This window comes from Streptomyces sp. NPDC026538 (genome assembly GCF_055567535.1).
Map to the genome: position 1 here is coordinate 87,175 of NZ_JBVHQG010000017.1, position 24,392 is coordinate 111,566.

Annotated in this window: 22 protein-coding genes and 1 pseudogene; 6 read left to right on the top strand and 17 right to left on the bottom strand. The window is 71.9% G+C overall.

Annotated elements, in window-relative coordinates:
* The first annotated feature begins 103 nt into the window (after positions 1-103).
* Both ACZ4N4_RS43305 and ACZ4N4_RS43310 read left to right on the top strand, forming a co-directional pair.
* Complete coding sequence (locus ACZ4N4_RS43305) at positions 104-790, top strand: DUF5995 family protein (protein ID WP_453576494.1); 687 nt, start codon at positions 104-106, stop codon at positions 788-790.
* 95 nt (positions 791-885) lie between these two features.
* Complete coding sequence (locus ACZ4N4_RS43310; RefSeq protein WP_467599614.1) at positions 886-1,815, top strand: LLM class F420-dependent oxidoreductase; 930 nt, start codon at positions 886-888, stop codon at positions 1,813-1,815.
* On the opposite strand, the gene ACZ4N4_RS43315 is transcribed toward ACZ4N4_RS43310, so the two are convergent.
* From ACZ4N4_RS43315 to ACZ4N4_RS43360, 10 genes and pseudogenes are all read right to left on the bottom strand, one after another.
* Positions 1,812-3,509 carry a flavin monoamine oxidase family protein gene (locus ACZ4N4_RS43315; protein ID WP_453576489.1) on the bottom strand — a complete coding sequence of 566 codons (1,698 nt, stop codon included), beginning with the start codon at positions 3,507-3,509 and terminating at the stop codon, positions 1,812-1,814. The two genes, ACZ4N4_RS43310 and ACZ4N4_RS43315, sit on opposite strands and share 4 nt — an antisense overlap.
* A 57-nt stretch (positions 3,510-3,566) precedes the next feature.
* Entirely contained in the window at positions 3,567-4,355 is a 789-nt protein-coding gene (locus ACZ4N4_RS43320) for a carbon-nitrogen hydrolase family protein (protein WP_467599617.1), read from the bottom strand.
* Between the two features lie 153 nt (positions 4,356-4,508).
* Positions 4,509-4,889: a DUF742 domain-containing protein gene (locus ACZ4N4_RS43325; protein WP_453576485.1), complete on the bottom strand. Its 381-nt coding sequence runs from the start codon at positions 4,887-4,889 to the stop codon at positions 4,509-4,511.
* A gap of 7 nt (positions 4,890-4,896) precedes the next feature.
* A pseudogene (locus ACZ4N4_RS43330) lies at positions 4,897-5,289 on the bottom strand (roadblock/LC7 domain-containing protein); the annotation flags it as partial.
* 139 nt (positions 5,290-5,428) lie between these two features.
* A complete protein-coding gene (locus tag ACZ4N4_RS43335) occupies positions 5,429-7,861 on the bottom strand; it encodes a sensor histidine kinase (RefSeq protein WP_467599620.1) in 2,433 nt (810 codons plus the stop codon).
* 94 nt (positions 7,862-7,955) lie between these two features.
* Positions 7,956-9,407, bottom strand: coding sequence for an HAD-IA family hydrolase (locus ACZ4N4_RS43340; RefSeq protein WP_467599623.1), 1,452 nt, complete (start codon positions 9,405-9,407; stop codon positions 7,956-7,958).
* A 55-nt stretch (positions 9,408-9,462) separates the two neighbouring features.
* Positions 9,463-10,536, bottom strand: a complete 1,074-nt coding sequence (locus ACZ4N4_RS43345; RefSeq protein ID WP_467599626.1) for an ABC transporter ATP-binding protein — start codon at positions 10,534-10,536, stop codon at positions 9,463-9,465.
* A gap of 3 nt (positions 10,537-10,539) precedes the next feature.
* Positions 10,540-11,358, bottom strand: coding sequence for an ABC transporter permease (locus ACZ4N4_RS43350; RefSeq protein ID WP_467599629.1), 819 nt, complete (start codon positions 11,356-11,358; stop codon positions 10,540-10,542).
* On the bottom strand, positions 11,343-12,242 hold the full coding sequence (locus ACZ4N4_RS43355; protein ID WP_453576474.1) for an ABC transporter permease: 900 nt from the start codon (positions 12,240-12,242) through the stop codon (positions 11,343-11,345). The genes ACZ4N4_RS43350 and ACZ4N4_RS43355 overlap by 16 nt, the downstream gene beginning before the upstream one ends.
* Positions 12,239-13,399 carry an ABC transporter substrate-binding protein gene (locus tag ACZ4N4_RS43360; RefSeq protein WP_453576472.1) on the bottom strand — a complete coding sequence of 387 codons (1,161 nt, stop codon included), beginning with the start codon at positions 13,397-13,399 and terminating at the stop codon, positions 12,239-12,241. The genes ACZ4N4_RS43355 and ACZ4N4_RS43360 overlap by 4 nt, the downstream gene beginning before the upstream one ends.
* 237 nt (positions 13,400-13,636) lie before the next feature.
* Here ACZ4N4_RS43360 and ACZ4N4_RS43365 point away from each other — a divergent pair, with 237 nt between their 5' ends.
* Positions 13,637-14,377, top strand: a complete 741-nt coding sequence (locus tag ACZ4N4_RS43365; RefSeq protein ID WP_450759129.1) for a GntR family transcriptional regulator — start codon at positions 13,637-13,639, stop codon at positions 14,375-14,377.
* Positions 14,378-14,558: 181 nt separating this feature from the next.
* Here ACZ4N4_RS43365 and ACZ4N4_RS43370 read toward each other — a convergent pair whose 3' ends face one another.
* The 5 genes from ACZ4N4_RS43370 to ACZ4N4_RS43390 form a co-directional block, all read right to left on the bottom strand.
* A complete protein-coding gene (locus ACZ4N4_RS43370) occupies positions 14,559-15,011 on the bottom strand; it encodes an Lrp/AsnC family transcriptional regulator (RefSeq protein ID WP_403373727.1) in 453 nt (150 codons plus the stop codon).
* Between the two features lie 8 nt (positions 15,012-15,019).
* Complete coding sequence (locus tag ACZ4N4_RS43375; protein WP_467599633.1) at positions 15,020-16,474, bottom strand: amino acid permease; 1,455 nt, start codon at positions 16,472-16,474, stop codon at positions 15,020-15,022.
* 320 nt (positions 16,475-16,794) lie between these two features.
* Positions 16,795-18,237 carry a GuaB1 family IMP dehydrogenase-related protein gene (locus ACZ4N4_RS43380; protein ID WP_467599636.1) on the bottom strand — a complete coding sequence of 481 codons (1,443 nt, stop codon included), beginning with the start codon at positions 18,235-18,237 and terminating at the stop codon, positions 16,795-16,797.
* A gap of 171 nt (positions 18,238-18,408) precedes the next feature.
* A complete protein-coding gene (locus ACZ4N4_RS43385; protein WP_467599639.1) occupies positions 18,409-18,720 on the bottom strand; it encodes a barstar family protein in 312 nt (103 codons plus the stop codon).
* A gap of 81 nt (positions 18,721-18,801) precedes the next feature.
* Positions 18,802-19,755 carry a Dyp-type peroxidase gene (locus tag ACZ4N4_RS43390; RefSeq protein WP_467599642.1) on the bottom strand — a complete coding sequence of 318 codons (954 nt, stop codon included), beginning with the start codon at positions 19,753-19,755 and terminating at the stop codon, positions 18,802-18,804.
* Between the two features lie 379 nt (positions 19,756-20,134).
* Here ACZ4N4_RS43390 and ACZ4N4_RS43395 point away from each other — a divergent pair, with 379 nt between their 5' ends.
* The 3 genes from ACZ4N4_RS43395 (at position 20,135) to ACZ4N4_RS43405 (ending at position 22,354) form a co-directional block, all read left to right on the top strand.
* On the top strand, positions 20,135-21,430 hold the full coding sequence (locus ACZ4N4_RS43395) for an MFS transporter (protein WP_467599645.1): 1,296 nt from the start codon (positions 20,135-20,137) through the stop codon (positions 21,428-21,430).
* A gap of 55 nt (positions 21,431-21,485) precedes the next feature.
* Positions 21,486-22,088 carry a TetR/AcrR family transcriptional regulator gene (locus ACZ4N4_RS43400; RefSeq protein ID WP_453577089.1) on the top strand — a complete coding sequence of 201 codons (603 nt, stop codon included), beginning with the start codon at positions 21,486-21,488 and terminating at the stop codon, positions 22,086-22,088.
* 71 nt (positions 22,089-22,159) lie between these two features.
* Positions 22,160-22,354, top strand: coding sequence for a hypothetical protein (locus ACZ4N4_RS43405; RefSeq protein ID WP_467599648.1), 195 nt, complete (start codon positions 22,160-22,162; stop codon positions 22,352-22,354).
* 157 nt (positions 22,355-22,511) lie between these two features.
* Here ACZ4N4_RS43405 and ACZ4N4_RS43410 read toward each other — a convergent pair whose 3' ends face one another.
* Together ACZ4N4_RS43410 and rpe are read right to left on the bottom strand one after the other, a co-directional pair.
* Entirely contained in the window at positions 22,512-23,555 is a 1,044-nt protein-coding gene (locus tag ACZ4N4_RS43410) for a sugar-binding transcriptional regulator (RefSeq protein WP_360495407.1), read from the bottom strand.
* 78 nt (positions 23,556-23,633) lie between these two features.
* On the bottom strand, positions 23,634-24,320 hold the full coding sequence (gene rpe / locus ACZ4N4_RS43415) for a ribulose-phosphate 3-epimerase (protein ID WP_453577095.1): 687 nt from the start codon (positions 24,318-24,320) through the stop codon (positions 23,634-23,636).
* Positions 24,321-24,392 lie beyond the last annotated feature (72 nt).

Genomic DNA, 24,392 nt, shown 5'->3' on the forward strand with positions numbered 1-24,392 from the left:
GCACGCTGCGCTCCCCCTCCCGCGCGACGGGTCCGTCCCCCGTTCCGGGGACGCGCCGGGCCCGTCGGCACGCTCGGCAGCCTAGGGCTGGGACCCTTCCCCCATGGCCCAGACGGAACACCTCACCGCCCCGGTCGGCACCGTCGTCTCCCGGATGCGCGCGCTGGACGCGGCCCTGCCCGGGCGGGACGGGGTCGCGGTCTTCAACCGCGTCTACCTCTCCGTCACGGAGGAGGTCGAACGGCGCCTGGAAGCGGGCCGGTTCGGGGACCCGAGAGCCGCGGCGACGCTGGACGTGCGGTTCGCCGAGCGGTACCTGGCGGCCGTGGACGCGGCCGCGGGCGACCGCCGTCCGCCGGCCTGCTGGCGGCCGCTGTTCCAGCTCCGCCGGCATCCCGGTGTACGGCCGCTGCAGTTCGCGCTCGCGGGCATCAACGCGCACATCGGGCACGACCTGGCGCTGGCCGTGGTGGACAGCTGTCGTACGCTCGGCTGCGAACCGGCCGACCTGGAGGACGAGTTCGACCGCGTGGGCGAACTCCTCGTCTCGCTGGAGGAGCGCATCCGCGAGGATCTGATGCCGGGTCCCGACCTGCTCCAGATCGCCGATCCGCTGACCCATCTGCTCGGTTCCTGGAGCCTGGAGCGGGCCCGGGACGCGACCTGGTCGGCGGCGCGGGCGCTGTGGGCGCTGCGCCGGTTCGGTGATCTGGCCGAGGAGTTCACCGAGCGGCTGGACGCGGCCGTGGGGCTGGCGGGCCGGATGCTGCTCACCCCGCTGCGCGGCTGAGGTGGCCTGATCCGATCCATGTGCGAGCCGCCTCGGGGTCCCCTTGTGATCGCCTTACATCGACGGCACGCACCCGAATGCGAAGGAGCACCGGTATGACGACTCGGCTGGGCCTCAGCCTCCCCCAGATGCGGCAGTATTCCCTCGGCACGGACGTTCCCGACGTGGCCCGTACCGCCGAGGAGATCGGCTACGACAGCCTGTGGGTCTTCGAGCGGGCCCTCTTCCCGGAGCCCGCCACCCAGGGCCTGTACGGCATCGAGGGCCTCGCCTGGCCGGACGCGTACCGGGACGTGGCCGAGCCCCTGGTCACGCTCGCCCTCGCCGCCGCGGCCACCGAGCGGGCCCGGCTGGGCAGCAGTGTGCTGGTGGCGCCGCTGCATGTTCCCTTCCAGCTGGCCAAGTCGCTGGCCTCGCTGGACGCGGCGAGCGGCGGCCGGGTGATCGCGGGCCTGGGCACCGGCTGGTCGCTCGACGAGTACGCGGCCGCCGGAATCCGGCCGTTCGAGGAGCGCGGCAGTGTGCTCGACGAACTGATCGAGGTGTGCCGGGCGGTGTGGGGCCCGGACCCGGTGCAGTACGACGGCCGGCTGACGAAGATCGCCTCCGCCGTGGTCGGCCCCAAGCCCGCCCGGCCGATCCCGATCCTGCTGGCCGCGGGCAACAAGAAGGCCCGGCGGCGGCTGGTGGACCACGCCGACGGCTGGCTGCCGGTGGGCATGGGCGCCGAGCAGCTGGCGTCCCAGTGGCGGGAGTTGCAGGAACTGGCGGCCGAACGCGGCCGCACGGAACCAATCCAGACGGTCGTGCGGGTCAACGCCGTGTACACGGGCAAGCCCTACGACGGCCCGGACCGCCAGCCCTTCCAGGGCAGCGCCGACCAGATCGTGGAGGACCTGGTGGCGCACGCGGCGGTCGGCCTGGAGGAGATCCTTCTCGACCTCCAGACCACTCCGCGGGACGCCCGGGAACTCAAGGAAGTCGCCGCGGAGGTGTACGAGAAGGCCCGGGCTGCCGGGGTCTAGTCCTCGGGGAGTTCGACCGGCGCGATCTCGTCGTAGACGTCACCGGGGCCCGGGTTGGCCGGGTCGGTCTCGCCTCCGAAGTGGTGCATGACGCCCCAGACCGCGTTCAGCGCGGTCTGGACGGCGCCCTCGGCCCACCCCGCCGTCCAGGAGATGTCGTCGCCGGCGAGGAAGATGCCCCGCTTGTCCGCGGGCAGCCGGTCCTGCACGAAGTGCGTGAACAGGCGCCGCTGGTAGCGGTAGTGGCCGGGCAGGTTGGCCTTGAACGCGCCCATGAAGTAGGGCTCGTTCTCCCAGGAGACGGTCACCGGGTTGCCGATGACGTGCTTCCTGATGTCGACCTTGGGATAGATCTCGCCGAGCGACTTCAGCATCACCTCCATCCGCTCGTTCGCGGACAGCGGCAGCCACTTCAGGCTGTCGTCGCACCAGGTGTAGGAGAGGCAGATGACGGCCGGCCTGTCCGGGCCGTCGTCGAGGAGGTAGGTGCCGCGGGTCATCCGGTCGGTGAGCGTCATCGACATGACGTCCCGGCCGGTCTCCTCGTCCTTGTCCAGCCAGAAGGGCCGGTCGACGGGGACGAACAGCTTCGAGGACTCCATGTAGTGGGTGCGCTCGATCGCGGTCCAGTGGTCGATCGGGAAGAGCGAGTCGTCGCAGGCGATCTTGGAGAGCAGCATCCAGGACTGGGCGGTGAAGATCGCCGCCTGGTAGGTGCGGATGTCGCCGTTCGCGTCCGTCACGGTGATCCGGTTGCCGGTGGTGCGGTGCAGCCGGGTCACGGCGGGGCGGGGTGCGCCGTTCGCGTGCAGCTTCGCGAGCGAGGTGCCGTACGCCCAGTGCACGATCTTCTCCGGCTCGCGCTCCCAGAGCCTGACCGGGAGCTGCTGGCTGCCCCCGACGATCCCGCGGTGGTGGTCGTCGGCCTCGGTGTAGACGACCCGCAGGATCTCCAGGATCGAGTTCGGGAAGTCCGTGTCCCAGCCGCCCGTCCCGAAACCGACCTGGCCGAAGATCTCCCGGTGCCGGAAGGACTTGAAGGCCTCGGAGTCGCAGAGGAAGCCGTAGAAGGTCTGGTTGTCGAGCTTGTCGACGAGCCGGGACCAGATCTCGCGGATGCGCGGCACGTCCCGCTCGCGCATGGCGCGGTTCATGTCGGAGAAGTCGGCGCCCTCTTCGAGGCACTTGTTCCAGGCGTCGGCGACGTCACGGTAGACCTGCGGCAGGTCGGCGGCCGTCTCGGCGTAGTGCGACTCGCCCTTGAGGTCGACGACGGTCGAAGGGGTCGCCTCCGCGAGAGGGTTGGGGAAGGGCCGGGTCTCCAGGCCCACCAGGTCGATGTAGTGCTGGAGGGCGGTGGAGGACGGCGGGAAGCGCATCGCGCCCATCTCGGCGCTCAGCGAGGGGTCGCAGCCCTCGAAGCCGACGGTCCGCAGCCGTCCGCCGATCTGGTCGGCCTCGTACACGACCGGCTTCAGGCCCATCTTCATCAGCTCGTACGCGGCCACGATGCCGGACAGCCCGCCGCCGATGACCGCGACCTCGGTGCCGTGCTCGGCCGCGGGTATCTGGCCGAGGCCCGCCGGGTGGGCGAGGAAGTCGTCGTACGCGTACGGGAAGTCCGGCCCGAACATGGTGATCGGCGGCTGCTGCTCGTCTGCGTGCTCGACGGCGTTGGGCACGGTGGACGTCATGGGGTACGGGCTCCTTGCGAAAAGCTGAAAGAGGAAGAGAAGAGCGGGGGGCGGAGGTCAGCTCAGGGACCCGTAGAGGCCGGGGCGGCGGTCCTTCAGATACGGGTTCGCCGCGCGGGAGGCGGCGAGGAGGGCGGGGTCGAGGTCGGCGAGGACGAGTTCCTCGCCGCGGCCGGCGCGGGTGCGGGCGACCCCGTCGGGTCCGGCCAGCGTGGAGAGCCCGAAGAACTCGAACTCCCCTTCGTGACCGACCCGGTTGGCATAGGCCACGTACATCTGGTTCTCCCAGGCCCGCACCGGGATCAGGGACTCGGCGACGAGCTGGAACGGGTGCATGTTCGCCGTGGGGACGAGGAGCAGGTCGGTGCCGGCCAGGGCGTGGGCGCGGACCAGCTCCGGGAACTCCACGTCGTAGCAGATCATGATCCCGACGGTGAGGCCGTTCAGCTCGGCCTGGACGACCGCCTGCTCGCCGGGCGTGAAGTGGTCGCGTTCGAACCCGCCGAAGAGGTGGGTCTTGCGGTAGTTCGCCAGCCGGGTGCCGTCGGCTGAGATCAGCTGGGCGGAGTTGTGGACGGCGTCGCCTGCGCGCTCCGGGTAGCCGTAGGCGATCGCCAGGCCGTGCCGGTGGGCCAGCTCGGCGATCGCGTCCGCGCAGTCGCCGTCGGCGGGCTCGGCGAGGCGGGCGATGTCGTCGCCGATCGCGTAGCCGGTCAGGAACATCTCGGGTGCGACGAGCAGCGCGGCGCCCGCGGCGGCGGCCCGGCCGGCGGCCTCGTCGAGCGCCTTGAGGTTCTCGACGGTCGAGCCGGGGCGGCCGGAGCTCTGGAGCAGGGCGGTGCGCATACGGGTCCTCACCGGGTGCGGAGGGGGTCTCTGGGGCCCTTTAGACGGTAAGTCGGCGGACCGGGCCGGACAAGGAGGAGCCGTTGCGCGTGGCCGAGCGGTTCGTTGCGTCATACAGGTGTCCGGCGGCGATTCGTTGCGCCGGACGCACCGCTAGAGCTCCCTCAGCCGCTCGACGATCTCCTTCAGCAGCGCGGGGTCGGCTCCCGGGCCGGCCGGTGCCACGCGGCGCGGCCGGTCGATGCGGACCAGGCCGGCCTCGGCGAGGTCGCCGAGCAGGACGCGTACGACGGTGAGCGGCAGGTCGGCGTCCGCGGCGAGCTCGACGACCGGGCGGGCGCCGCGCCGCACCAGGGCGAGCAGGGCGGTCCTGGCATGGTCGACGTCCGGCTCGGCCGGGTCCGCGTCCACCGCCGTGACCTGGGACATCAGGTCGATGGTGTGCCGTCCGGAGGGCTCGGTACGGCCCCGGGTCACGGTGTAGGGGCGGACCAGCGAGCCGGTCTCGTCCTCGTACCAGTGCTCGTCGCTCACCGGAGGGTCAGGGGGTCGAGCGTGCGGCCGCGTCCAGGTGGCGGCCGAGGCGGCGGACGAGCAGGGCCATCTCGTGGGCCAGCTGGCCGACGTCGGTGCGGACGTCGCTGAGGACGGCGAGCCGGCTGCCGTGCCCGGCCGGGGTCACGAAGAGGTAGGCGTCGTCCAGCATCACCATGGTCTGCCGTACCTCACCGGCGCCGAACCGGTCCCCCGCCGAGCGGGCCAGGCTGTGGAAGCCGGAGCAGACGGCCGCGAGATGCTCGATGTCCCGCCGTCGCATGCCCTCGGAGTGGCTGAGCGGAAGCCCGTCCGCGGTGAGCAGCACGGCCTGCCGGACGTGGTCGGTCCGGGCGACGAGGTCGTCGAGAAGCCAGCCGAGGTCACTGCCGGGCTGGGCGCCGGGCCCTGAGCCGACAGCAGCCGGCGGGCCGACGGCGGGCCGGGAAACGGAGGCCGCACCACCGGGGTCGGCGACCGAGCCGGAACCGGCGGCCGAACCGGGACCGGCAGCCGAGTCGGGGGGCGGGGGCTGGGTGTCACTGGTCATGGTCGGGGCGCGTCCTCTCCTCGATGTGGTCCGGCTCCTCGGGTCCGGTCGGCAACCCCCTGCGCCCTCGGTCCAGGCCGCGCTGGAAGGCTCCGAAGACCGCCCGCATCTCGTCGGCGTCCAGATCGCGCCCGGCGGCCGGGGCCGGGGCCGGCGGGCCCGCGGCGCGCAGTTCGGGGGCGAGGGAGGCCTGGCGGGTGCGGGTGGGCAGGGCCGGGGGCACGTCGGGGGCGGGATCCTCGGTCCGGCTCGGCCGGGGCTCCGTGTCGTGGCCCGCTCCGGCCCCGCCGGCCGGCACCGACGCGGCCGCTCCGCCGAGCGCCGGGGCCTCCCCCGCGACCGCCGTGCCGCCGTGGGGCGGCAGGACGCCGATGGCCGACGCGGGTCGGCCCTCCGCACGCGTGGGCCGGCTGCCGTGGTCCTCCGCGGACGCCCGCCGCCCTCGCTCGCCGCCCCGCCGGCCGCTCTCCGGCTCCACCTCCGCCAGCACCGCCGCCGGCAGCAGCACCACCGCGGTGGTACCCCCGTACGGCGACTCCCGCAGGGTCACCTCGATGCCGTGCCGGGCGGCCAGGCGGCCCACGACATAGAGGCCGAGGCGGTCGTGGCGGGTCGGGTCGAAGGCCTCGGGGTCGGTGAGGGTGCGGTGGGCCTCGGCGAGCTGGTCGGCGTCCAGGCCGAGGCCCCGGTCGTCCATCTCCAGGGTGAAGCCGTGGCCGACCCGGCCGGTGCGCAGGGTGACCTGGGTGTGCGGCGGCGAGAACACCGTGGCGTTCTCCAGCAGCTCGGCGACCAGGTGCACGACGTCGGCGACCGCGTCCGCGGCGACCCCGACCTCGGGCATCGGCGGCACCACGACCCGTGGGTAGTCCTCGATCTCGCCCACCGCCGAGGACACCACGTCGGCGACGGGCACGGGCCGTCGCCAGCGCCGCCCGGGAGTCGCGCCGGAGAGGATGATCAGGCTCTCCGCGTGCCGGCGCATCCGGGTGGTCAGATGGTCGATGCGGAACAGCTCGCCCAGGACGGCCGGGTCGTCGGTGCGCCGCTCCAGGGTGTCGACGAGTTTCAGCTGGCGGTGGACGAGTGCCTGGTTGCGGCGCGCGATGTTGAGGAGGACCGCGAACAGGCCCCTGCGCAGCGTGGCCTGCTTCACCGCCGCCTCGACGGCGGCCAGCCGCGCCCTGTTGAACGACCGGCCGACGTCCCCGATCTCGTCGCGACCGGCCTCCCCGGCGGCCAGCGGCGGCGCCTCGGTGACCGCGTCCACGTCCTCACCGGCGCTCAAGCGGCTCATCAAAGTGGGAAGTTGGTGTGCGGTGAGCAGGTCGGCCGCGTCCCGCAGCATCTCCAGACGGCGTGAGATGCGGCGCGCCCCGCGTACCGCGAACCACAGCGAGAGCCCCACCGCCGCCAGCCCGACCACACCGACGACGGCCGCCTTGGTCAGCTCCCGGTAGGCGAAGGCCCGTCCGCGCGCGGCGGAGTTCCGCGCCGAGTCGGTGCACAGCAGCATGTACTGCTTGACGGCCCGGTCGGTGGTCGACCGCCAGGTGTCCGCGGCGACGGCCGCACCGGCCCGGTCCGCACCGGCCCGCAGCAGCGCGTCCTCGCCGCGCACCAGCGAGCCGTACAGCCCGCCGCGCTGGAACCGCTCGAACAGCGCCCTCGAGTCGGAGGGCAGGTCGGGGACGTAGGTCCGCTGGAAGACACGGCGGTCCTCGATGGTCGCGGTGAGGCTGCCGTACTGGCTTTCGGTGAGCTGTCCGGCGGCCCGGGCCCCCGCGACCAGCGCGTCCTCGCGCGAGACGAACTCCCGTACCCGCACCAGCTCGACGACGACCTGCGACTCCCGGGCCAGCTGTCCGGCCTGGAGGGCGGTGAGGGTGGACTCGACGTCGAAGCCGGGTTCCACCAGGGCGCTGTAGCCGGTGACGGCGCCGTCCCAGGTGATCTTCCGGGACAGCACCCGCTCGCGCAGTCCCTCCAGCCTGCCGGTGGCGGTCACCATCGCGTCGAGGGCCGCGCGCTGCCGGTCGGTGAGCCGGCCGCGGTCACCGCCGCGGACCGCGTCCCGCATGGCGTCCACCGCCCGGTCGGTGCGCCGCTGCTGGGCCAGCAGGTCGGCGGCGGTCGCCGTGTCGAGCCGGGCGCCCAGGTAGGCCGCCGACAGCCGCCGTTCGATCTGGATCTGCCCGACGGCGGTGTCGACGGGGGTGCCGTAGTCGTCGTACACCCCTTGGAGCCGGATCAGCGCGCGGAGTTCGGCGGTGACGGAGACCATGGCGAAGCTCCACAGTGCCGTCAGCGCGACGGCCGGGGCGAGGGCGAGCGCCACGATCCGCGCGCGCACGGTGGTGGGTCGGCGCGCGAAGCGGAATCGGGGTCCCTCCGGCCGGAGGGTGGCGGAGGGCCAGCGCATGGGTTGCCTACCGGTGTTACCAGCGAGTAAGGAGCCCGGCACAACCTACGGGATGCCCCCGATGACCGCAATGGTTGCCCCCGGTAACCCCGATTCAGGGCCCCACGGCGAAGGTGCTGACGACGGCCGCGTGGTCGGACGGCCAGTCGTTGCCCGCCACCTCGGGCCAGGGCACGGGGACGCCGCTGACGTAGGTCCGGGAGTCGAGTACGCGCAGCCCCCTGTGCAGCACGTAGTCGATCCGGTCCTGCGGCTCGGGCCGCCCGCTGCCGTCCTCCCGCACGGGGTGGATCGGCGACCAGGTGTGTCCCGGCGCGGTCACCGGATCCGGATGGACCTCCCGGTAGGAGTCACGGAACCCGGCCTGCTCGGCGGCCCTGGTCACCGGCCACTCGACGTCCGTCCAGTCCAGGTGGGACGGGCAGTTGAAGTCCCCCACGAGCACCACCGGCACGGCACCGTCCCCGATCCGCCGCAGCGCCTCGCGCAGCTGCCCGAGCCGCACCTCCTCGTGGGCGATCAGCTCGGCCGGCCCGAGCCCGTCGAAGTGGAACTCGTAGGGCCCGTACGGGGTGTAGTGCAGATGCGCGGTCCAGATGTCGACCTCGAGTCCGGGGCGCAGGGCGATCCGCACCCCGGCGGCTCCGTAGAAACCGACCTCCGGGTCGCCGAGGCGGGCGGTGATGGGGTACCGGCTGATGATCCCGAGGTTCTCGCCGGCCGTGTGGTGGTGCCAGCCGAGGGCCTCGGCGAGTTCCCGCGCCGAGGTGCCGGCGGTCTCCTGGAGTCCGACGACGTCCGCGCCGGCGTCCAGGACGGCCTTGACCTGCTTGGCCCGGTGGTCGTCGATCCGGCCGCCGCCGAGCCACAGGTTCCAGGACATGACCCGCAGTTCGGGTACCGCCATGTCGCTCAGCTGCTTCGGCGTGACGCCGACGAGGGTGTCCCGGACGGTCCGGCCGGGTGCGCCGCCGATCGGCGCGAGCGAGGGCACGGCGAGCACCGCACAGCCGGCCGCCTCTGCGGAGGCCACCCCGGTCTCGGTGTCCTCGACGGCGACACAGGCCGCCGGGTCGACGCCGAGGGCCCGGCAGGCGGCGAGGTACGGGTCGGGGGCGGGCTTGGTGCGGCCGGTGTCGTCGGCGGTGACGGAGGCGGCGAACCGGCCGCCGCCGAGCGCGGCGAGCACGAGGTCGGCGACCGCGCGTGGGGACGCGGTGACCAGGGCGGTGGGAACGCCGGCCGCGGCGAGCGCGTCCAGCAGATCGAGGGCGCCGGGGCGGGGCACGATGCCGGTGCGGACGCGGTCCGCGAACTCACGGTGCAGCTCGGCCGCGAGGTCGGCGCCGGACCTGCCGGTGCCGCCGGCCAGCCACTGGGCGGTGTACTCGACCGGACGGCCGAGCACATCGGGTTCGTCGGCCTCGCCGAGCGTCCGCCCGGCAACGCGTTCCACCGCCTCCCACCACAGTCGCTCGGTGTCGACGAGCGTTCCGTCCATGTCGAACAGGACGGCCTGGAGCGGGAGTCGGGGGTGGGGGGTCACGTTGTCGTCATTCCTTACTTCTGGGCTTCTGGACGCTTCCGGACTTCCGGAAGCGTTACTTCTGGGTACGGTCCGCCACGAGCACCGGCCGTTCGGGCAGCGACACGCTCACCGCGGCTCCGGCGCCCAGACCCGCGGCCTCGTGGGCGGGCAGATCGGCCTTGGCCTCGGTGCCGTCGGCGAGCCGTACGGTGACCCGGACGACCGCGCCCAGGAAGGCGGTGGCGACGACGGTGGCCGTACCGGTGCCGTCCGCGCGCACCTGGACCGCCTCGGGCCGTACGAGCACGTCGACCTCGCTCGCGTCCGGCGCCTGTCCGTCGACCGGCAGCCGCTGACCGAGCACCTCGACCCGGTCGTCCTTGACCGTGCCCGGGATCCGGCTCATCGTGCCGACGAACTCGGCGACGAAGGCGGTGGCCGGACGGCCGTACAGCTCGGCGGGCTCGGCGCACTGTTCGAGCCGCCCGGCGCGCATCACGGCGACCCGGTCGGCGACGGACAGCGCCTCCTCCTGATCGTGCGTCACGAACAGGGTGGTGATGCCGAGTTCCTGCTGGAGGCGGCGGATCTCCTCGCGGAGGCTCAGCCGGACCTTGGCGTCGAGGGCCGACAGCGGCTCGTCGAGGAGGAGCACGCGGGGGCGCAGGGCCAGGGCGCGGGCGAGCGCGATGCGCTGCTGCTGGCCGCCGGAGAGCTGGTGCGGGAACCGCTCCCCCTTGTCGCCGAGCCCGACAAGGTCCAGCAACTCAGAGGCGCGGGTGCGCCGTTCACTCGTGCGCACCTTGCGCATGCGCAGCCCGAACGCCACGTTGTCGACGGCGTTCAGATGCGGGAAGAGGCTGTACGACTGGAAGACCATCCCGGCGTCACGGCGATGGGCCGGGACCGAGGTGACGTCCTCGCCGTCCACCAGCACCGCGCCGGAGTCGGGGTGTTCGAACCCGGCGAGCATGCGCAGCGCGGTGGTCTTGCCGCAGCCGGACGGGCCGAGCAGGGCCAGGAACTCCCCGGGGCGGACGGTCAGGTCGAGTCCGTCGAGGGCGACGGTGGCGCCGAACTCCCGTCGCAGTGAGCGGAATTCGACGGTGGCGGCGGTGGTGGCCTTCTCAGGCGTGCTGACACTCATGGTTCATCCCCGGGAGGAAGCGGTACGGTCACGGCCGCCGGCACCGGCGAGCGCGAGGAGCAGGGCCCAGGTCACCAGGAGACTGAGCACGGACACGGCGACGGACATCTGGGCCTGCGAGCCGCCGACGTTGTAGATCCACACGGCGAAGGGCTGGAAGCCGAGCAGCCGCGCGACGGTGAACTCGCCGAGCACCAGCGCCAGGGTGAGGAAGGCCGCGTTGAGCAGTGCCCCGCGCAGGTTGGGCAGCACGGCCCGGACCAGGGCCTGCGGCCAGTTGGCACCGCAGCTGCGGGCGGCCTCGACGAGGGTGCGCACGTCGATCGCGCGCAGTCCGGCGTCGAGCGCCCGGTAGACGAAGGGCAGCGCCATCACGACGTACGCGAGGACCAGGGCGACCGGGAAGTCCGGGTTCTGGATGGCGACGAACGTCTCGAACAGCGGGGTCCGGGACAGATGGTCCGGCCCCCACTTGAGCACGCTGGCGATGCCGGCGACGAACGCGATCGGCGGCACCACCAGCGGCAGCGAGCAGACGATCTCGACCACGGGGCGCAGCTTCGGCGCGCTCAGCCGCAGGGCGACCACGGCGGGCACCATCAGCAGCAGCACGACGACGATGGTGGCGAGGGCCAGCTCCAGCGAGAGCAGCAGGCTGGAGAGGAAGCCGTCGGCGGACAGGATCTGGGTGTAGGCGTCGAAGGTGACGCCCTGGCCGGGCACGTCGACGGTGAAGACGACGGAGGCGCCCAGCGGGACCAGGAAGTACAGGGCGGCGAGGCCTAGGACGGCCCAGCGCCAGGGGGTCAGGCGTCGAGCCATCGGGCACTCCGTCGTTGCAGGGGCAGGTACACGGCCATCACCACGCCCGCCACCAGCACCATGTCGAGGCTCAGGGCGAGGGCCACGTTCTCCTGGCCGACCAGGACGTTGCCGGAGAGGGCGTCGGCGATCTGCAGGGTGACCAGCGGGACCGCGCTGCCGACCATCGCGGCGGCGGTGGCGTAGGCGGCGAAGGCGCTGCCGAAGAGCAGCACGAGCCCGCCGAGCAGCGAGGGCGCGAGCACGGGCAGCGCCACGAACCGCCAGTACTGCACACCGGTGGCGCCGTTGTTGAGCGCGGCCTCCCGCCACTGCGTCCGCAGTCCGTCCAGGGCCGGGGTGATGGTGAGGACCATCAGCGGGATCAGGAAGTAGAGGTAGACGAGGACCAGGCCCCAGAAGCTGTAGAGGTTCCAGCCGTGGTCCGTGAGGTGCAGGTGCGTGGTCAGCACGCCGGCGTTGCCGAGGGTCGCCACGAACGCGAAGGCCAGCGGCACGCCGCCGAAGTTGGCGAGCACACCTGAGGCGGTGAGCACGGCCTCGCGCAGTGCCCGGGAGCGCGAGCTGACCACGGCCTGCGCGAGCGGCAGTCCGAGGAGGGCGGCGATCAGGGCGGAGAGCGCGGACAGCTTGACGCTGCCGACGAGGGCGGTGAGGTACGGCCCCTGGAGCGAGTCCGTGAGGTTCCGCCCGGTGTACGAGGACACCCCGCTCGCCGGGTCCTTGACCGTGAAGGCCCCGTTCAGCATGGCCACGGCCGGCAGCCCGAAGGCGACGGCCGTGAAGACGAGCAGCGGGACGACGGCCAGCCAGCCGGGGGCGCGGCGCCGCCGCTTCTGGGAAGCGGCGGACGCCACGTCGGCCCGCGTGAGCGTGGCCGTCATCCGGAGACGGCCTTCGACCAGCCCGTCGCGAGGACCGTCTTGGCCTTGTCCTGCTGGGCCTCGGTCGGGAAGGACGGCGTGCCGGTGACCGCGGGCAGCTTGGCGGCGGCGGTCTTGTCCAGCGAACCGGCCGACTCCATGGAGGTCATCAGGACCGGGCGGGCGTAGCCCTTGAGCCACAGGTTCTGGCCCTCGGTGCTGTACAGGTACTCCTGCCACAGGCGGGCGGCCGCCGGGTGCGGGGCGTCCTTGTTGATGGCCTGGGAGTAGTACTGGGCGTACTGGCCGTCGGTCGGGATGGTGACCTTCCAGTCCACGCCCTTGGACTTGAACTCGTCGGCGTACCCGGCGTTCAGGTAGTCCCAGTCGATCGAGATGGGCGTCTCGCCCTTCTCGACGGTGGCCGGGGTGGACTCGACGGGCGTGTAGTTGCCGTTCTTCTTCAGCTTGGCGAAGAAGTCGAGGCCGGGCTGGATGTCGTCGAAGGAGCCCTTGTTGGCGAGCGCGGCCGCGTACACGCCGCCGAAGGCGGAGCCGGACTTGGTCGGGTTGCCGTTGAGGGCGACCTGCCCCTTGTACTGCGGCTTGAGAAGGTCGGCGAAGGTGGTCGGGCAGGTCTTGACGCGCTTGGCGTCGCAGCCGATGGAGATGTAGCCGCCGTAGTCGTTGTACCAGCGGGCCTGCGGGTCCTTCTGACCGGTGGGGATGTCGGCGTACGAGGTGACCTTGTACGGCGCGAGCAGCCCCTGCTGGGCCGCGCTGAGCGCGAAGGAGGAACCGAGGTCGAGGACGTCCGGGGCGCGGTCCTGGCCCTTGCGCGAGGTCACGGCGGTGATCTCGTCCTGGCTGGAGCCGTCGGGGCTCTCGTCCTCGATCTTGATGCCGTACTTCTTCTTGAAGCCGTCGATGATGGCGCCGTAGTTGGCCCAGTCGCGGGGCACGGCGATGATGTGCAGCGTGCCCTCCTTCTTCGCCGCGGCGACCAGCTTGTCCATGCCGCCGAGGTCGGCGGCGGAGGTGGCGGTGGCGGCGTTCTTGCCGTCGGAGGTGGTGGACGACGCGTTGTCGGGGGCGGCGCCGCAGGCGCTCAGGGCGAGCGCGGCAACGACGGCGAGGGAGCCGCCAAGGACGGCGGTTCTCGGCAGGGACACGGTCACGGTCTCTCCAGGGAGTACGCACGAGGGTGGGTGGCGCGGTGGGCGGCGCGGTGACCGGCGCCGACCGAACTTGTCTGAACAAGTCGGCCCCAGTACGCCCGGCGTGAGTGACCTGTTCATGAACACAGCACAAACACCGACCCCTGATTCCCTGCACATTCACGGCTGACACGAATCACCCAAGAACGTCGATTAGGCTGGTCACGCTGTGCACAACAGCCTGATCAGAGGGGAAGCATGACGGCGCGACACGAGGAGATCGCCGACGAGTTGCGGCGCGCCATCGACCGTGAGGAGTACACCGTCGGCAGCCGGCTGCCCTCGGAGACGGAGCTGGCGGCGCAGTACGGCGTGTCCCGCGGTACCGTCCGCCAGGCCGTCGCCGCGCTCACCTCCGAGGGGTTGATCGGCTCCCGCCAGGGCGCCCGCCGGGTGGTGCTGGCCAGCCGCCGCAGCCAGAGCTTCGCGGAGCTGCGCAGCTTCGCGCAGTGGGCGCGGTCGATGGGCCGCGAGGCGACCGGACACGTGGTGTCCCAGGAGTACCGCCCCGCCACCCAGGAGGACGTGGTACGCCTCCAACTCCCCCTCGGCACACCGGTGTTGCACGTACTCCGGGTACGTGGCCTGGACGGCGAACCGGTGTTGCTGGAGCGGACGGTGTACGCGGACTGGATCTCGCCGGCGGTGGCGGCGATAGAGCCGGAGTGCCCGTCGGTGACTCAACGCCTGTACGAGGACACGGGGTTGGTCTTCGCGTACGGCGAGCACGTCATCGACGCGGTCGCCTGCGGCGCACGGGACGCCGAACTGCTGGGGGTCCGCCGGTCGAGCCCGCTGCTGCGGGTGCGGCGGGTGACGACGACACGGGAAGGGCGCCCGGTGGAGTGGTCGGACGACCGATACCGGTCGGACGCGGTCAGCTTCAGCGTGCACAACTCCATCGACAGCAACGCGTTGGCGCGGATGACCGCGGGATAGGGGGCCGGGGGGGGTGCGGTCGTGTGCCGGGTGCGGGTGGGTGGGGGTTGCTCGCGCAGTTCCCCGCGCCCCTGAAAGCAACTCAACTGGTCCCACCTTCAGGGGCGCGGGGAACTGCGCGATCAGCCACGATCTACCCGCACCCGGCACGCGACCGCGCCCCCCGAGCCCTCCCCGCCCCTCACCCCGGCGCGCCTGAGGAGAACCTCCTCAGCAGCGGCGACAGCACCAGTACCGACTTGGTGCGTTCCACGAACGGCTCCCCCGCGATCCGCTCCAGCACCCTCTCGAAGTGCCGCATGTCCGACGCGAAGACCTGCACGACCGCATCGGCCTCACCGGTGACCGTGGACGCGGCCACCACCTCCTGGTACCGCTCCAGCCCCCGCTGGATCGTCTCCGGTGAGGTGTTGCGCCGGCAGTAGATCTCGACGAACCCCTCCGTCTCCCAGCCGAGGGCCGCAGGATCGACCCGCACGGTGAAACCCGTGATCGCTCCGGTGGCGCGCAGCCGGTCCACGCGCCGTTTGACGGCAGGCGCGGACAGGCCGACCAGTTGCCCGATGTCCGCGAAGGAGCGGCGGGCGTCCTCGGCGAGGGCGTGCACGATGCGTTCGTCGAGATCGTTCAGCAAGGGGTCGTTCAGCTTTCAGGTGTTGCAAGACGGGACCGGCGATAGCCGTATACGAAGTAGAACACGAGCCCGACCGCCATCCAGACTCCGAAGACCACCCAGGTGACGGCCGAGAGGCTGCCCATCATCCAGACGCAGAATCCGAAGCCCAGCGCGGGCAGCAGCGGGGACAGCGGGACGCGGAAGGTGCGGGGCATCGCGGGACGCGTCCGGCGCAGCACCACCACCGCGATGTTCACCAGGCCGAAGGCGAACAACGTGCCGATGCTGGTGGCGTCGGCCAACTGCCCCAGCGGGATCGCGGCGGCCAGGACCCCGCAGAAGACGGAGACGATCACCGTGTTGGCCCGGGGCGCGCCGGTCTTCGGGTGGACCTTGGCGAACACCTTGGGCACCAGGCCGTCCCGGGACATCGCGAAGAGGATGCGGGTCTGGCCGTAGAGCACGGTCAGGACGACGCTGGCGATGGCGACGACCGCGCAGGCGGCCAGCAGGGTGCCCCAGAAGCTCTGGCCGGTCACGTCCCGCATGATCTGGGCGAGGGCGGCCTCGGAGTCGTTGAACTGCCGCCACGGCTTCGCGCCGACGGCGACGGCCGCGACGAGGACGTACAGCGCCGTCACGATGACCAGCGACAGCATGATGGCCCGGGGCAGGTCGCGCTGCGCGTTCTTCGCCTCCTCGCCTGCGGTGGAGGCGGCGTCGAACCCGATGTACGAGAAGAACAGCGTCGCCCCGGCCGCGCTCACGCCGGCCATGCCCAGCGGCATGAAGTGCGCGTAGTTGCCGGACCTGAAGCCCATGAAGCCGATGGCGCAGAACAGCACCAGCGCGGCGATCTTCACACACACCATGATCGTGTTGGCGCGCGCCGACTCCTTGGCACCGCCGAGCAGGAACACCATCGCGAGGAGCACGACGATCAGGGCCGGCAGGTTGAAGAGACCGCCGTCGACGCCGGGCGGCGCGGACAGGGCCTTCGGGAGGGTGACGCCGATGGTCCCGGCGAGCAGCTCGTTGAGGTACTCGCCCCAGCCGACCGCGACCGCGGCGACCGAGACACCGTACTCCAGGAGCAGACACCAGCCGCAGACCCAGGCGATCAGCTCGCCCATCGTTGCGTACGCGTACGAGTACGAGGAGCCGGCGACCGGGATGGTGCCCGCCAGCTCCGCGTAGGAGAGCGCCGAGAAGAGCGCGGTCAGCCCGGCGATCACGAAGGAGAGGGTGACGGCCGGGCCGGCCTTGGGGACGGCCTCGCCGAGGACCACGAAGATGCCGGTGCCGAGGGTGGCGCCGATGCTGATCATCGTCAGCTGCCAGAGCCCGAGGGAACGCCGGAGCGTGCCCCCCTCGCCCTGCCCGCCTTCGGCCACCAGCCGCTCGACGGGCTTCCGCCGCATCAGTCGGGCACCGACGGAGGGGGAAACGTCGGTTCGTGGGGGTGCGCCTTGGTCAAGCACGCGCGGCTCCTTCGTCGCTGCGGGTCTGGGCGGCCGGGACCGGCGGCGCCCATCCCGCCGGGCCCCACCGAGCGGGGTCCCGGCCACGCCACGTACAGCGCATGACCCTATGAGCCAGCCCTTCACGGGCGTAATGCAGCAACCTTGCTCGTACACGCAAGATCGTTGCGTGTGTGGTCGCAGGGTGCACATTCATTGCACCCCGGGTGCGACGCGCCCCTGCAAGGGGCGTGGGGCCGTATCGACATGCGGCTGCGCCGCGTGGGCGCGAGCAACCACAACGGCCCCGCACCCGAAAACGGCGAGGCACCCTCTTTGGGTCAGCTCCAGCTCGCGTGCAGCGGCTTGCCCTCCGCATAGCCCGCCGCGCTCTGGATCCCCACGATTGCCTTCTCGGCGAACTCCTCCAGGGACCCCGCACCGGCGTAGGTGCACGAGGACCGCACGCCCGCGATGATCGAGTCGATCAGGTCCTCCACGCCCGGCCGGCCCGGGTCGAGGAACATCCGGGACGTCGAGATGCCCTCCTCGAAGAGCGCCTTGCGGGCCCGGTCGTAGGCCGACTCGTCGGATGTCCGGTTGCGCACCGCCCGCGCGGACGCCATGCCGAAGGACTCCTTGTACAGCCGCCCGTCGGCGGCCTGCTGGAGGTCGCCCGGCGACTCGTAGGTGCCGGCGAACCAGGAGCCGACCATCACGTTGGAGGCGCCCGCGGCCAGTGCCATGGCGACGTCCCGCGGGTGCCGGACACCCCCGTCGGCCCACACGTGCTTGCCGTACTTCTTCGCCTCCGCGGCGCACTCCAGCACCGCCGAGAACTGCGGCCGGCCGACGCCGGTCATCATGCGGGTGGTGCACATGGCGCCCGGGCCCACACCCACCTTGATGATGTCCGCGCCCGCGTCGACGAGATCCTTGACGCCCTCGGCGGAGACGATGTTGCCGGCCGCGATCGGGACCTGCGGGTCGAGGCCGCGGACCAGCTTGATCGCGCTGATCATCGACTCCTGGTGGCCGTGCGCGGTGTCGATGACGAGCGTGTCGACGCCCGCGTCGAGCAGTTGCTTGGCCTTGTCGGCGAAGTCCCCGTTGATGCCGACGGCGGCGGCGATCCGCAGCCTGCCCTGCGCGTCGGTGGCCGGGGTGTACAGGGTGGCGCGCAGGGCGCCCTTGCGGGTGAGGATGCCGGCCAGCTTGCCGTCCCGGTCGACGGCGGGCGCGTAGCGGCGGTTGGCCGCGTCCAGCTTGTTGAACGCCTCGCGCGGGTCGATGTCCGCGTCGAGCAGCAGCAGGTCACGGGACATGACCTCGGCCAGCTGGGTGAAGCGGTCGACGCCGCTGAGGTCCCGGTCGGTGACGACGCCGACGGGGCGGCCGTCCTCGTCGACGACGACACCCGCGTTGTGCGCCCGCTTGGGCAGCAGGGCCAGCGCGTCGGCGACGGTCTGGTGCGGGGCCAGCACGATCGGGGTGTCCAGCACCAGGTGGCGGCTCTTCACCCAGGTGATGACGTCGGTGACCACGTCGATCGGGATGTCCTGCGGGATCACGACGAGTCCGCCGCGCCGGGCCACCGTCTCGGCCATCCGCCGACCCGCGATCGCGGTCATGTTGGCGACGACCAGCGGGATGGTGGTGCCCGTGCCGTCCGGCGAGTCGAGGTCCACGCCCTGACGCGAGCCGACCGCGGAGCGGCTCGGCACCATGAAGACGTCGTCGTACGTCAGGTCGTACGCGGGCTGGATGTCATTGAGGAAACGCACGTGCCGCACATCCCGGTCGATCAGAGGTGACCCCCGGACCGGCCGGCCAGGGGGAAAAGCACGTACTTGATTGTCCCATGGCGACCGGTATGCGGTGCCCAGGACGAACGTCCAGGCAGGTCAGCGGCGGTTAGGAGGAACCTCCAAGGGCGGTGCGCACGGCTTCCCGCCTCAGCCGAGGGCGAGCGCCACCGTGAGTCTCGGTTCGCCGTCCGAGGCCTGGGCGAACACGTCCTGGGCCGTCTTCCACTCGTCCGGCCGGGTCCCCGCGTAGCCCTGCCAGCCGGTCACGACCAGGAGGAGTCCGCGGTCGACCGCCTCCGGCGGCCAGACCGAGGGGTCGCGCAGGCTGTCGGCCAGGGCGTCCCAGTTGCGGCCGAACCAGTCGGGCAGGCTCAGGGCGGAGACGGCGCGGTCCATGAGACCGGCCTTGTCCTGGACCCCGGCGAGGTCGAGCACGACCAGATGCGGACTCGTCGTCATCTCAGCACCGCCCGGGAGGAGTTGTAGGGATCACGGTGTAGTAGATCCCACCGGTGCGCCGCGTGACAATGCGCACCGGCGTCATGCCTTCCCGGGAGCCGGGGGCAGGTCGTCGAGGAAGTCGCCGGACGGCACCTGGAAGAGCGTGCCGGTGACCGCCGTGGAGAAGTCGAGGATCCGGTCGTGGGTGGCGTCCCGCGTGCCGAGGAACATGTTGCGCAGCATGCGTTCGATGACGTCCGGGGTACGGGCGTACCCGATGAAGTAGGTGCCGAACTCGCCCCGGCCGGGGCTGCCGAAGGGCATGTTGTCGCGCAGGATGTCCTGCTCCTCGCCGTCCGGTCCGGTGACGGTGTTCAGGTCGACGTGCGAGCCCGGCTCCTCCAGCTCGATGTTGGTGGCCTTGGTACGGCCGATGATCCGCTCCTGCGTCTCGGCCGGCAGTGCGTTCCAGGCGTCCAGGTCGTGCAGGTACTTCTGCACGATCACATAGCTGCCGCCGGCGTGCGCGGGATCCTCCGCGCCGATCAGGACGGCCCCGCGGGCGGCGGCGCCGACCGGGTTCTCGGTGCCGTCGACGAAGCCCAGCAGGTCGCGGGCGTCGTGGTACTTGAAGCCCTGCACCTCGTCCTCGACGGTCACCGCGTCCCGCAGCCGGTGCATGATCTCGGCGGCCAGCCCGAAGCAGAGGTCGAAGCGGCCGGCCCGGATGTGGAAGAGGACGTCGCCGGGGGTGGCGACCGCGGTGTGCCGGGAGCCTTCCAACGGCTGGAAGGGACGCAGTCCGGCCGGGCGCGGATGGTCGAACAGCCGGTCCCATGCCTCGGAGCCGATCCCCGCGACACAGCTCAGGGCGGCTTCCGGGGCGCCGAAGCCGAAACTGCGCCGCAGCGAGCTCAGATCGCCCAGCACCTCCCGTACCCGCTCCTCGTACCCGGGGCGCACGGTGACCACCAGGAAGATCGCGGCGGTGGTCAACGGTCCTAGCACCGGCTGTGGTTCGGCTTCCCGTGCGGGCTGGGGTTCAGTGCTCACCGCGTCCTCCCGATGCGATCGGCGCTCGGCCCGTCGTACACATGAGCCGCGCACGTAGGTCGTACACGTATGTCGTACACATAATCGGGGCCGGCGGCGCCCGGTCGGCGCAGACGCTCCACGCGACAGCGTCGAGATCGGCTCGCGGAGTGCACTGCGCGGAGTGCGCTACGGAGTCCGGAGGAGGTCCGCGATGCGGGAGCCGTCCTTCCGGATCCGCGGGGCCGAGCGATCCGGCGGTGCCGGCACTTTTTTTCGCGCCGCCGGAATAGACAGACCTGTCTATGAGGTTGACCAGCACATGTAGACAGACCGGTCTACTCACTCACCATCTGTCAACCGACGGTATCCGGCCCCGGCCCCGCGAAGGATCTCCCCGATGAACCACCTCGCACCGCACGAGCGAACCAAGCCGGCGAGCAAGCCGATCCCGCCGCGCGCGGCGTTCTACGTGCTCGCCTCCGTCGTCGTCTCCTTCCTCGCCGCCTCCAGCGCGCCCACCCCGCTCTACGCCTCCTACCAAGCCGAATGGGGCTTCAGTCCGATCACCACCACCGTGGTCTTCGGTATCTACGCCATCGCCGTGCTCACCGGCCTGCTGGTCCTCGGCAAGCTGTCCGACCACGTCGGCCGCCGCCCCGTCCTGATCACCGCGATCGCCGCGCAGGCCGTCGCGATGGTGCTGTTCTCCACCGCCGGAGGCGTGGGCGAACTGCTCGCCGCCCGGGTCGTGCAGGGCCTGTCCACCGGCGCCGCGCTCGGCGCGGTCGGCGCCGCGATGATGGACATCAACCGCTCCCGGGGCACCGTGGCGAACGCCTTCGCCCCCGGCCTGGGCACCGCGACAGGCGCCCTGGTCAGCGGATTCGTCGTGCAGTACCTGCCCGCCCCGACCCACACGATCTACCTGGGCCTGCTGGGTGTGTTCGTGGCCCAGGCCGTGGCCATCGCCCTGGTCGACGAGACCGTCACCCGTGAGCCCGGCGCCCTGGCGAGCCTGGTGCCCGAGATCAAGCTTCCGCGCACGGTCCGCGGTGCCGCCCTCGCGGCCGCCCCGGTCATCTTCGCCGTCTGGGCCCTCGCCGGCTTCTACGGCTCCCTCGGCCCCGCCCTGGTCCGCACCCTGGTCGGCTCCGACTCCGCCGTCTACGGCGGCCTCGGCCTCTTCGTCCTCGCGTTCGTGGCGGCCGCCTCCGTCCTCGTGCTGCGCACTGCCACGGCGACGACCGTGATGTACACCGGCATCGGAGCGCTGGTCGTCGGCGTCGCCGTCACCCTGCTGGCCGTCGGCCAGAGCGCACCAGTGCTGTTCTTCGTCGGTACGGCCGTCGCCGGCTTCGGCTTCGGCAGCGGCTTCCAGGGCGGCATCCGCACCGTGCTGCCGCTGACCAGGCCGCACGAGAGCTCGGGCGTGCTGTCCCTGCTGTTCGTCGTCGCCTACCTCGGCATGGGCGTCCCCTCCGTCGTCGCCGGAACGCTGGTGGTGCACGGCGGCGGGCTGGTCCCGACCTCCGAGGAGTACGGCGCGGTGGTCATCGCCCTGGCGCTGCTGGCCCTCGCCGCTCTGCTGCTGCGCCGCGGCCCGCAGAGCGCGCCCGGGGTCCTGGTGGCCGCCGGAGGCTCGCCCGCTGTCGACGCCCGGGAGTCCGAGCGTGCCGACACGGCGTCCCGGTGACTGAGTAGACCGGTCTGGTCAGTCGTAGAGTGGAAGTGTCGAGAAGGTGGGTGGCATGACGAAGACGTCGACTGCCAAGGCTCCCACGGCCCGGGAGCGACTGCTGTCGGCCGCGAACGAGTTGTTCTACGCGGAGGGCGTGCAGACGGTCGGCATCGACCGGATCATCGAGCGCGCCGGGGTCGCCAAGGCCTCGCTGTACAACACCTTCGGCGGCAAGGAACAGCTCGTCCGCGCCTATCTCGACTCGCGGTACGCCCGGATGTCCGCCCGCCTGCTGCGGGCCATCCACGGCACCGACGATCCGCGGGAGCGGCTGCTGGCCGTCTTCGACGCGCAGGCCGCGCTCTTCGCCGAGCAGAGCTACCACGGGTGCGCCTTCGTGGCGGCCAGCGCGGAGGCCAAGCACGGCAGCGCCATCGAAGAGGTCTCCGACACCTACCGCGCCTGGGTCCGGGCGTTGTTCACCGACCTCGCCCGGGAGGCCGGCGCCCCGGATCCCGAGATCCTCGCCCGCCAGCTCCACCTGCTGTACGACGGGGGCGGCCTGTCCGCACGGATGGACCGCGACCCGTCGGCGGGCGCGGTCGCCCGGCAGGCCGCCGCCGTCCTGATCGACGCGGCGCTGTCCGCCGGTCCCGCGGAGCCCGTTTCCTGAGAAGGCCTTTCGTGAGGCCGCCGGCCAACCCTGAGAAGGCCTTCGTGAGGCCGCAGGCCGACGCCTGAGCCATGGCCGTCGTGACGGGCGGTCTGAAGGCCGGCGGTGAACTGCTAGTGGTGGGCATCGGCGCGGCCCCCGTGCAGCAGCCCTCGCCCCAGCTCGTCACCAACTCCCGTACCGCGCACGGTCGTCCGAGCGGAGACGCCATGGGCGTCGGGGACACCCCCGCCTCGCCGCGCGGCACGGGGTGCGGGCCTGGGTAGAGGAGGCCCCGCCGGCGGAGGCGGCCGCCGCGCACGACCGCATGATGCGCGACGAGGCCCGTTTCCGGATGATGCTCACGACCGGCGTCTGACACGGAGCGGGGCAGCGGGGAGCACCGCGGCAGCGTTGTCGGCGATGCCACCGCGGCGATCCCCGTCAGGAACCGTCGGGGTCGGAACGGTTCAGCGTCGGCTTGGGCGTCGGCCCCGCCGTCATCAGGTAGTCGGCGGCCGAGGTGTCGGTGACGAGGCTGGTGACCAGCCCCGACCTCAGCACCGCGTCGATCGCGGCCGCCTTGCGCTGCCCGCCCGCGATCGCGACGACCTCGGGGATACGGCGCAGCTGGTCGGCCTTGACCGTGATGCATCGTTCCCCCAGGTCGCGTCCGACCCGGCGGCCCTCGGCGTCGAAGAGGTGCGCGGCCATCTCGGCGGCGACGCCGAGCGTGGCGTAGTGCGCACGCTCCTCGTCGCTGAGCATGTCGTGCACCGTCGAGATGCCGCGCTCCCAGGAGCCGATGGAGACGCAGGCGACCGTGACCTTGTCGAAGTACTCGAAGGCCCGGGCGATGCCGGTCTGGTTGCGCAGCGCGGCAGCGGTCGCCGCGTCCGGCAGCAGCATCGGCGCGTAGATGGGGTGGGCGTCGCCGCCGGACACCTGGGCGGCGCGCCGGACGGCCTCGACCGAACCGCGCTCGGAGGTCCCGGCGTCGTACACGCCCGTCAGCTGCACCACCGTGCACGGAGGCAGCCGGTCGAGCGCCGCCGCCATGTGGATGGTGGATCGGCCCCAGGCGAGGCCGAGCACATCGCCCTCGTTGACCAGCTCGCCGAGCAGGTCGGCGGCCACTTCTCCGAGGTTCTCGGGGTCGGGGGTCTCCTCCGCCTCGGCCGGGGACTCGACCACCACGGCGTGCCGCAGGCCGTAGCGGGCGCGGAGCGCGTCGGAGCGCTCGGCGTCCAGTTCGGCCGGCACACGGATCTCGATGCGTACGAGATCCCTTTCGAGGGCAGTCTCCAGTACCCGGGCCACTTTGAAGCGGCTGACGCCGAACTCCTCAGCGATCTGGATCTTGGACTTGCCCTCAAGGTAGAAGCGGCGGGCCATGGCCGCCGCCTGCACCAGCTCAGCGGGTCCCATCCGCATGGCTGACCGGCCCGCCGACATACCCGACACGGCCATCTCCTCACTGCTGTTCACACTCTGGATACGCCGTTCATCCTTGCAGATCCGGCGCAGTCGATCAGCCCTGATCGGAGCCGTTCACGTTCCCGTACCTCAGTGGTCGCACGCCCAGGACGCGGCAGCCGTGGCCGTCTCGGCCTGGGTGCGTAGTGCACGTACCGCCTCTGCCGGGTCGTTTGCCCCGTACACCGCGGAACCTGCCACGAAAACGTCGGCTCCGGCGTCCGCGCACCGCTCGATCGTCGACGCCGAAACTCCACCGTCGACCTGCAGCCACAGCTCCAGCCCGTGCTTGCTGATCAACTCCCGGCTGCGGCGGATCTTCGGCAGCATGATGTCGAGGAACGCCTGGCCGCCGAAGCCCGGCTCCACCGTCATGATGAGCAGCATGTCCAACTCGGGGAGCAGGTCCTCGTACGGCTCGATGGGCGTCGCGGGCTTGAGCGCCATGGAGGCGCGGGCGCCCTTCGCACGGATCTCGCGCGCGAGCCGCACCGGGGCCGCCGCCGCCTCCACGTGGAAGGTGACGGACGAGGCACCCGCTTCGACGTACTGCGGTGCCCAGCGATCGGGGGCCTCGATCATCAGATGGCAGTCCAGCGGGGTGTCCGTGGCCCGGGCCAAGGACTCTACGACCGGCACGCCGAGCGTGAGGTTCGGGACGAAGTGGTTGTCCATGACGTCGACGTGGAGCCAGTCGGCGCCTTCGACCGCCTTGGCCTCGTCCGCGAGGCGGGCGAAGTCGGCGGACAGGATGCTGGGGTTGATCTGCGCGGCCATGCGTCAAGCGTGCCATGCCCTGGCGGGGAGGGCCGATCCAGGTTCGGGATGGGGACCGTTGTTCGGACAGCG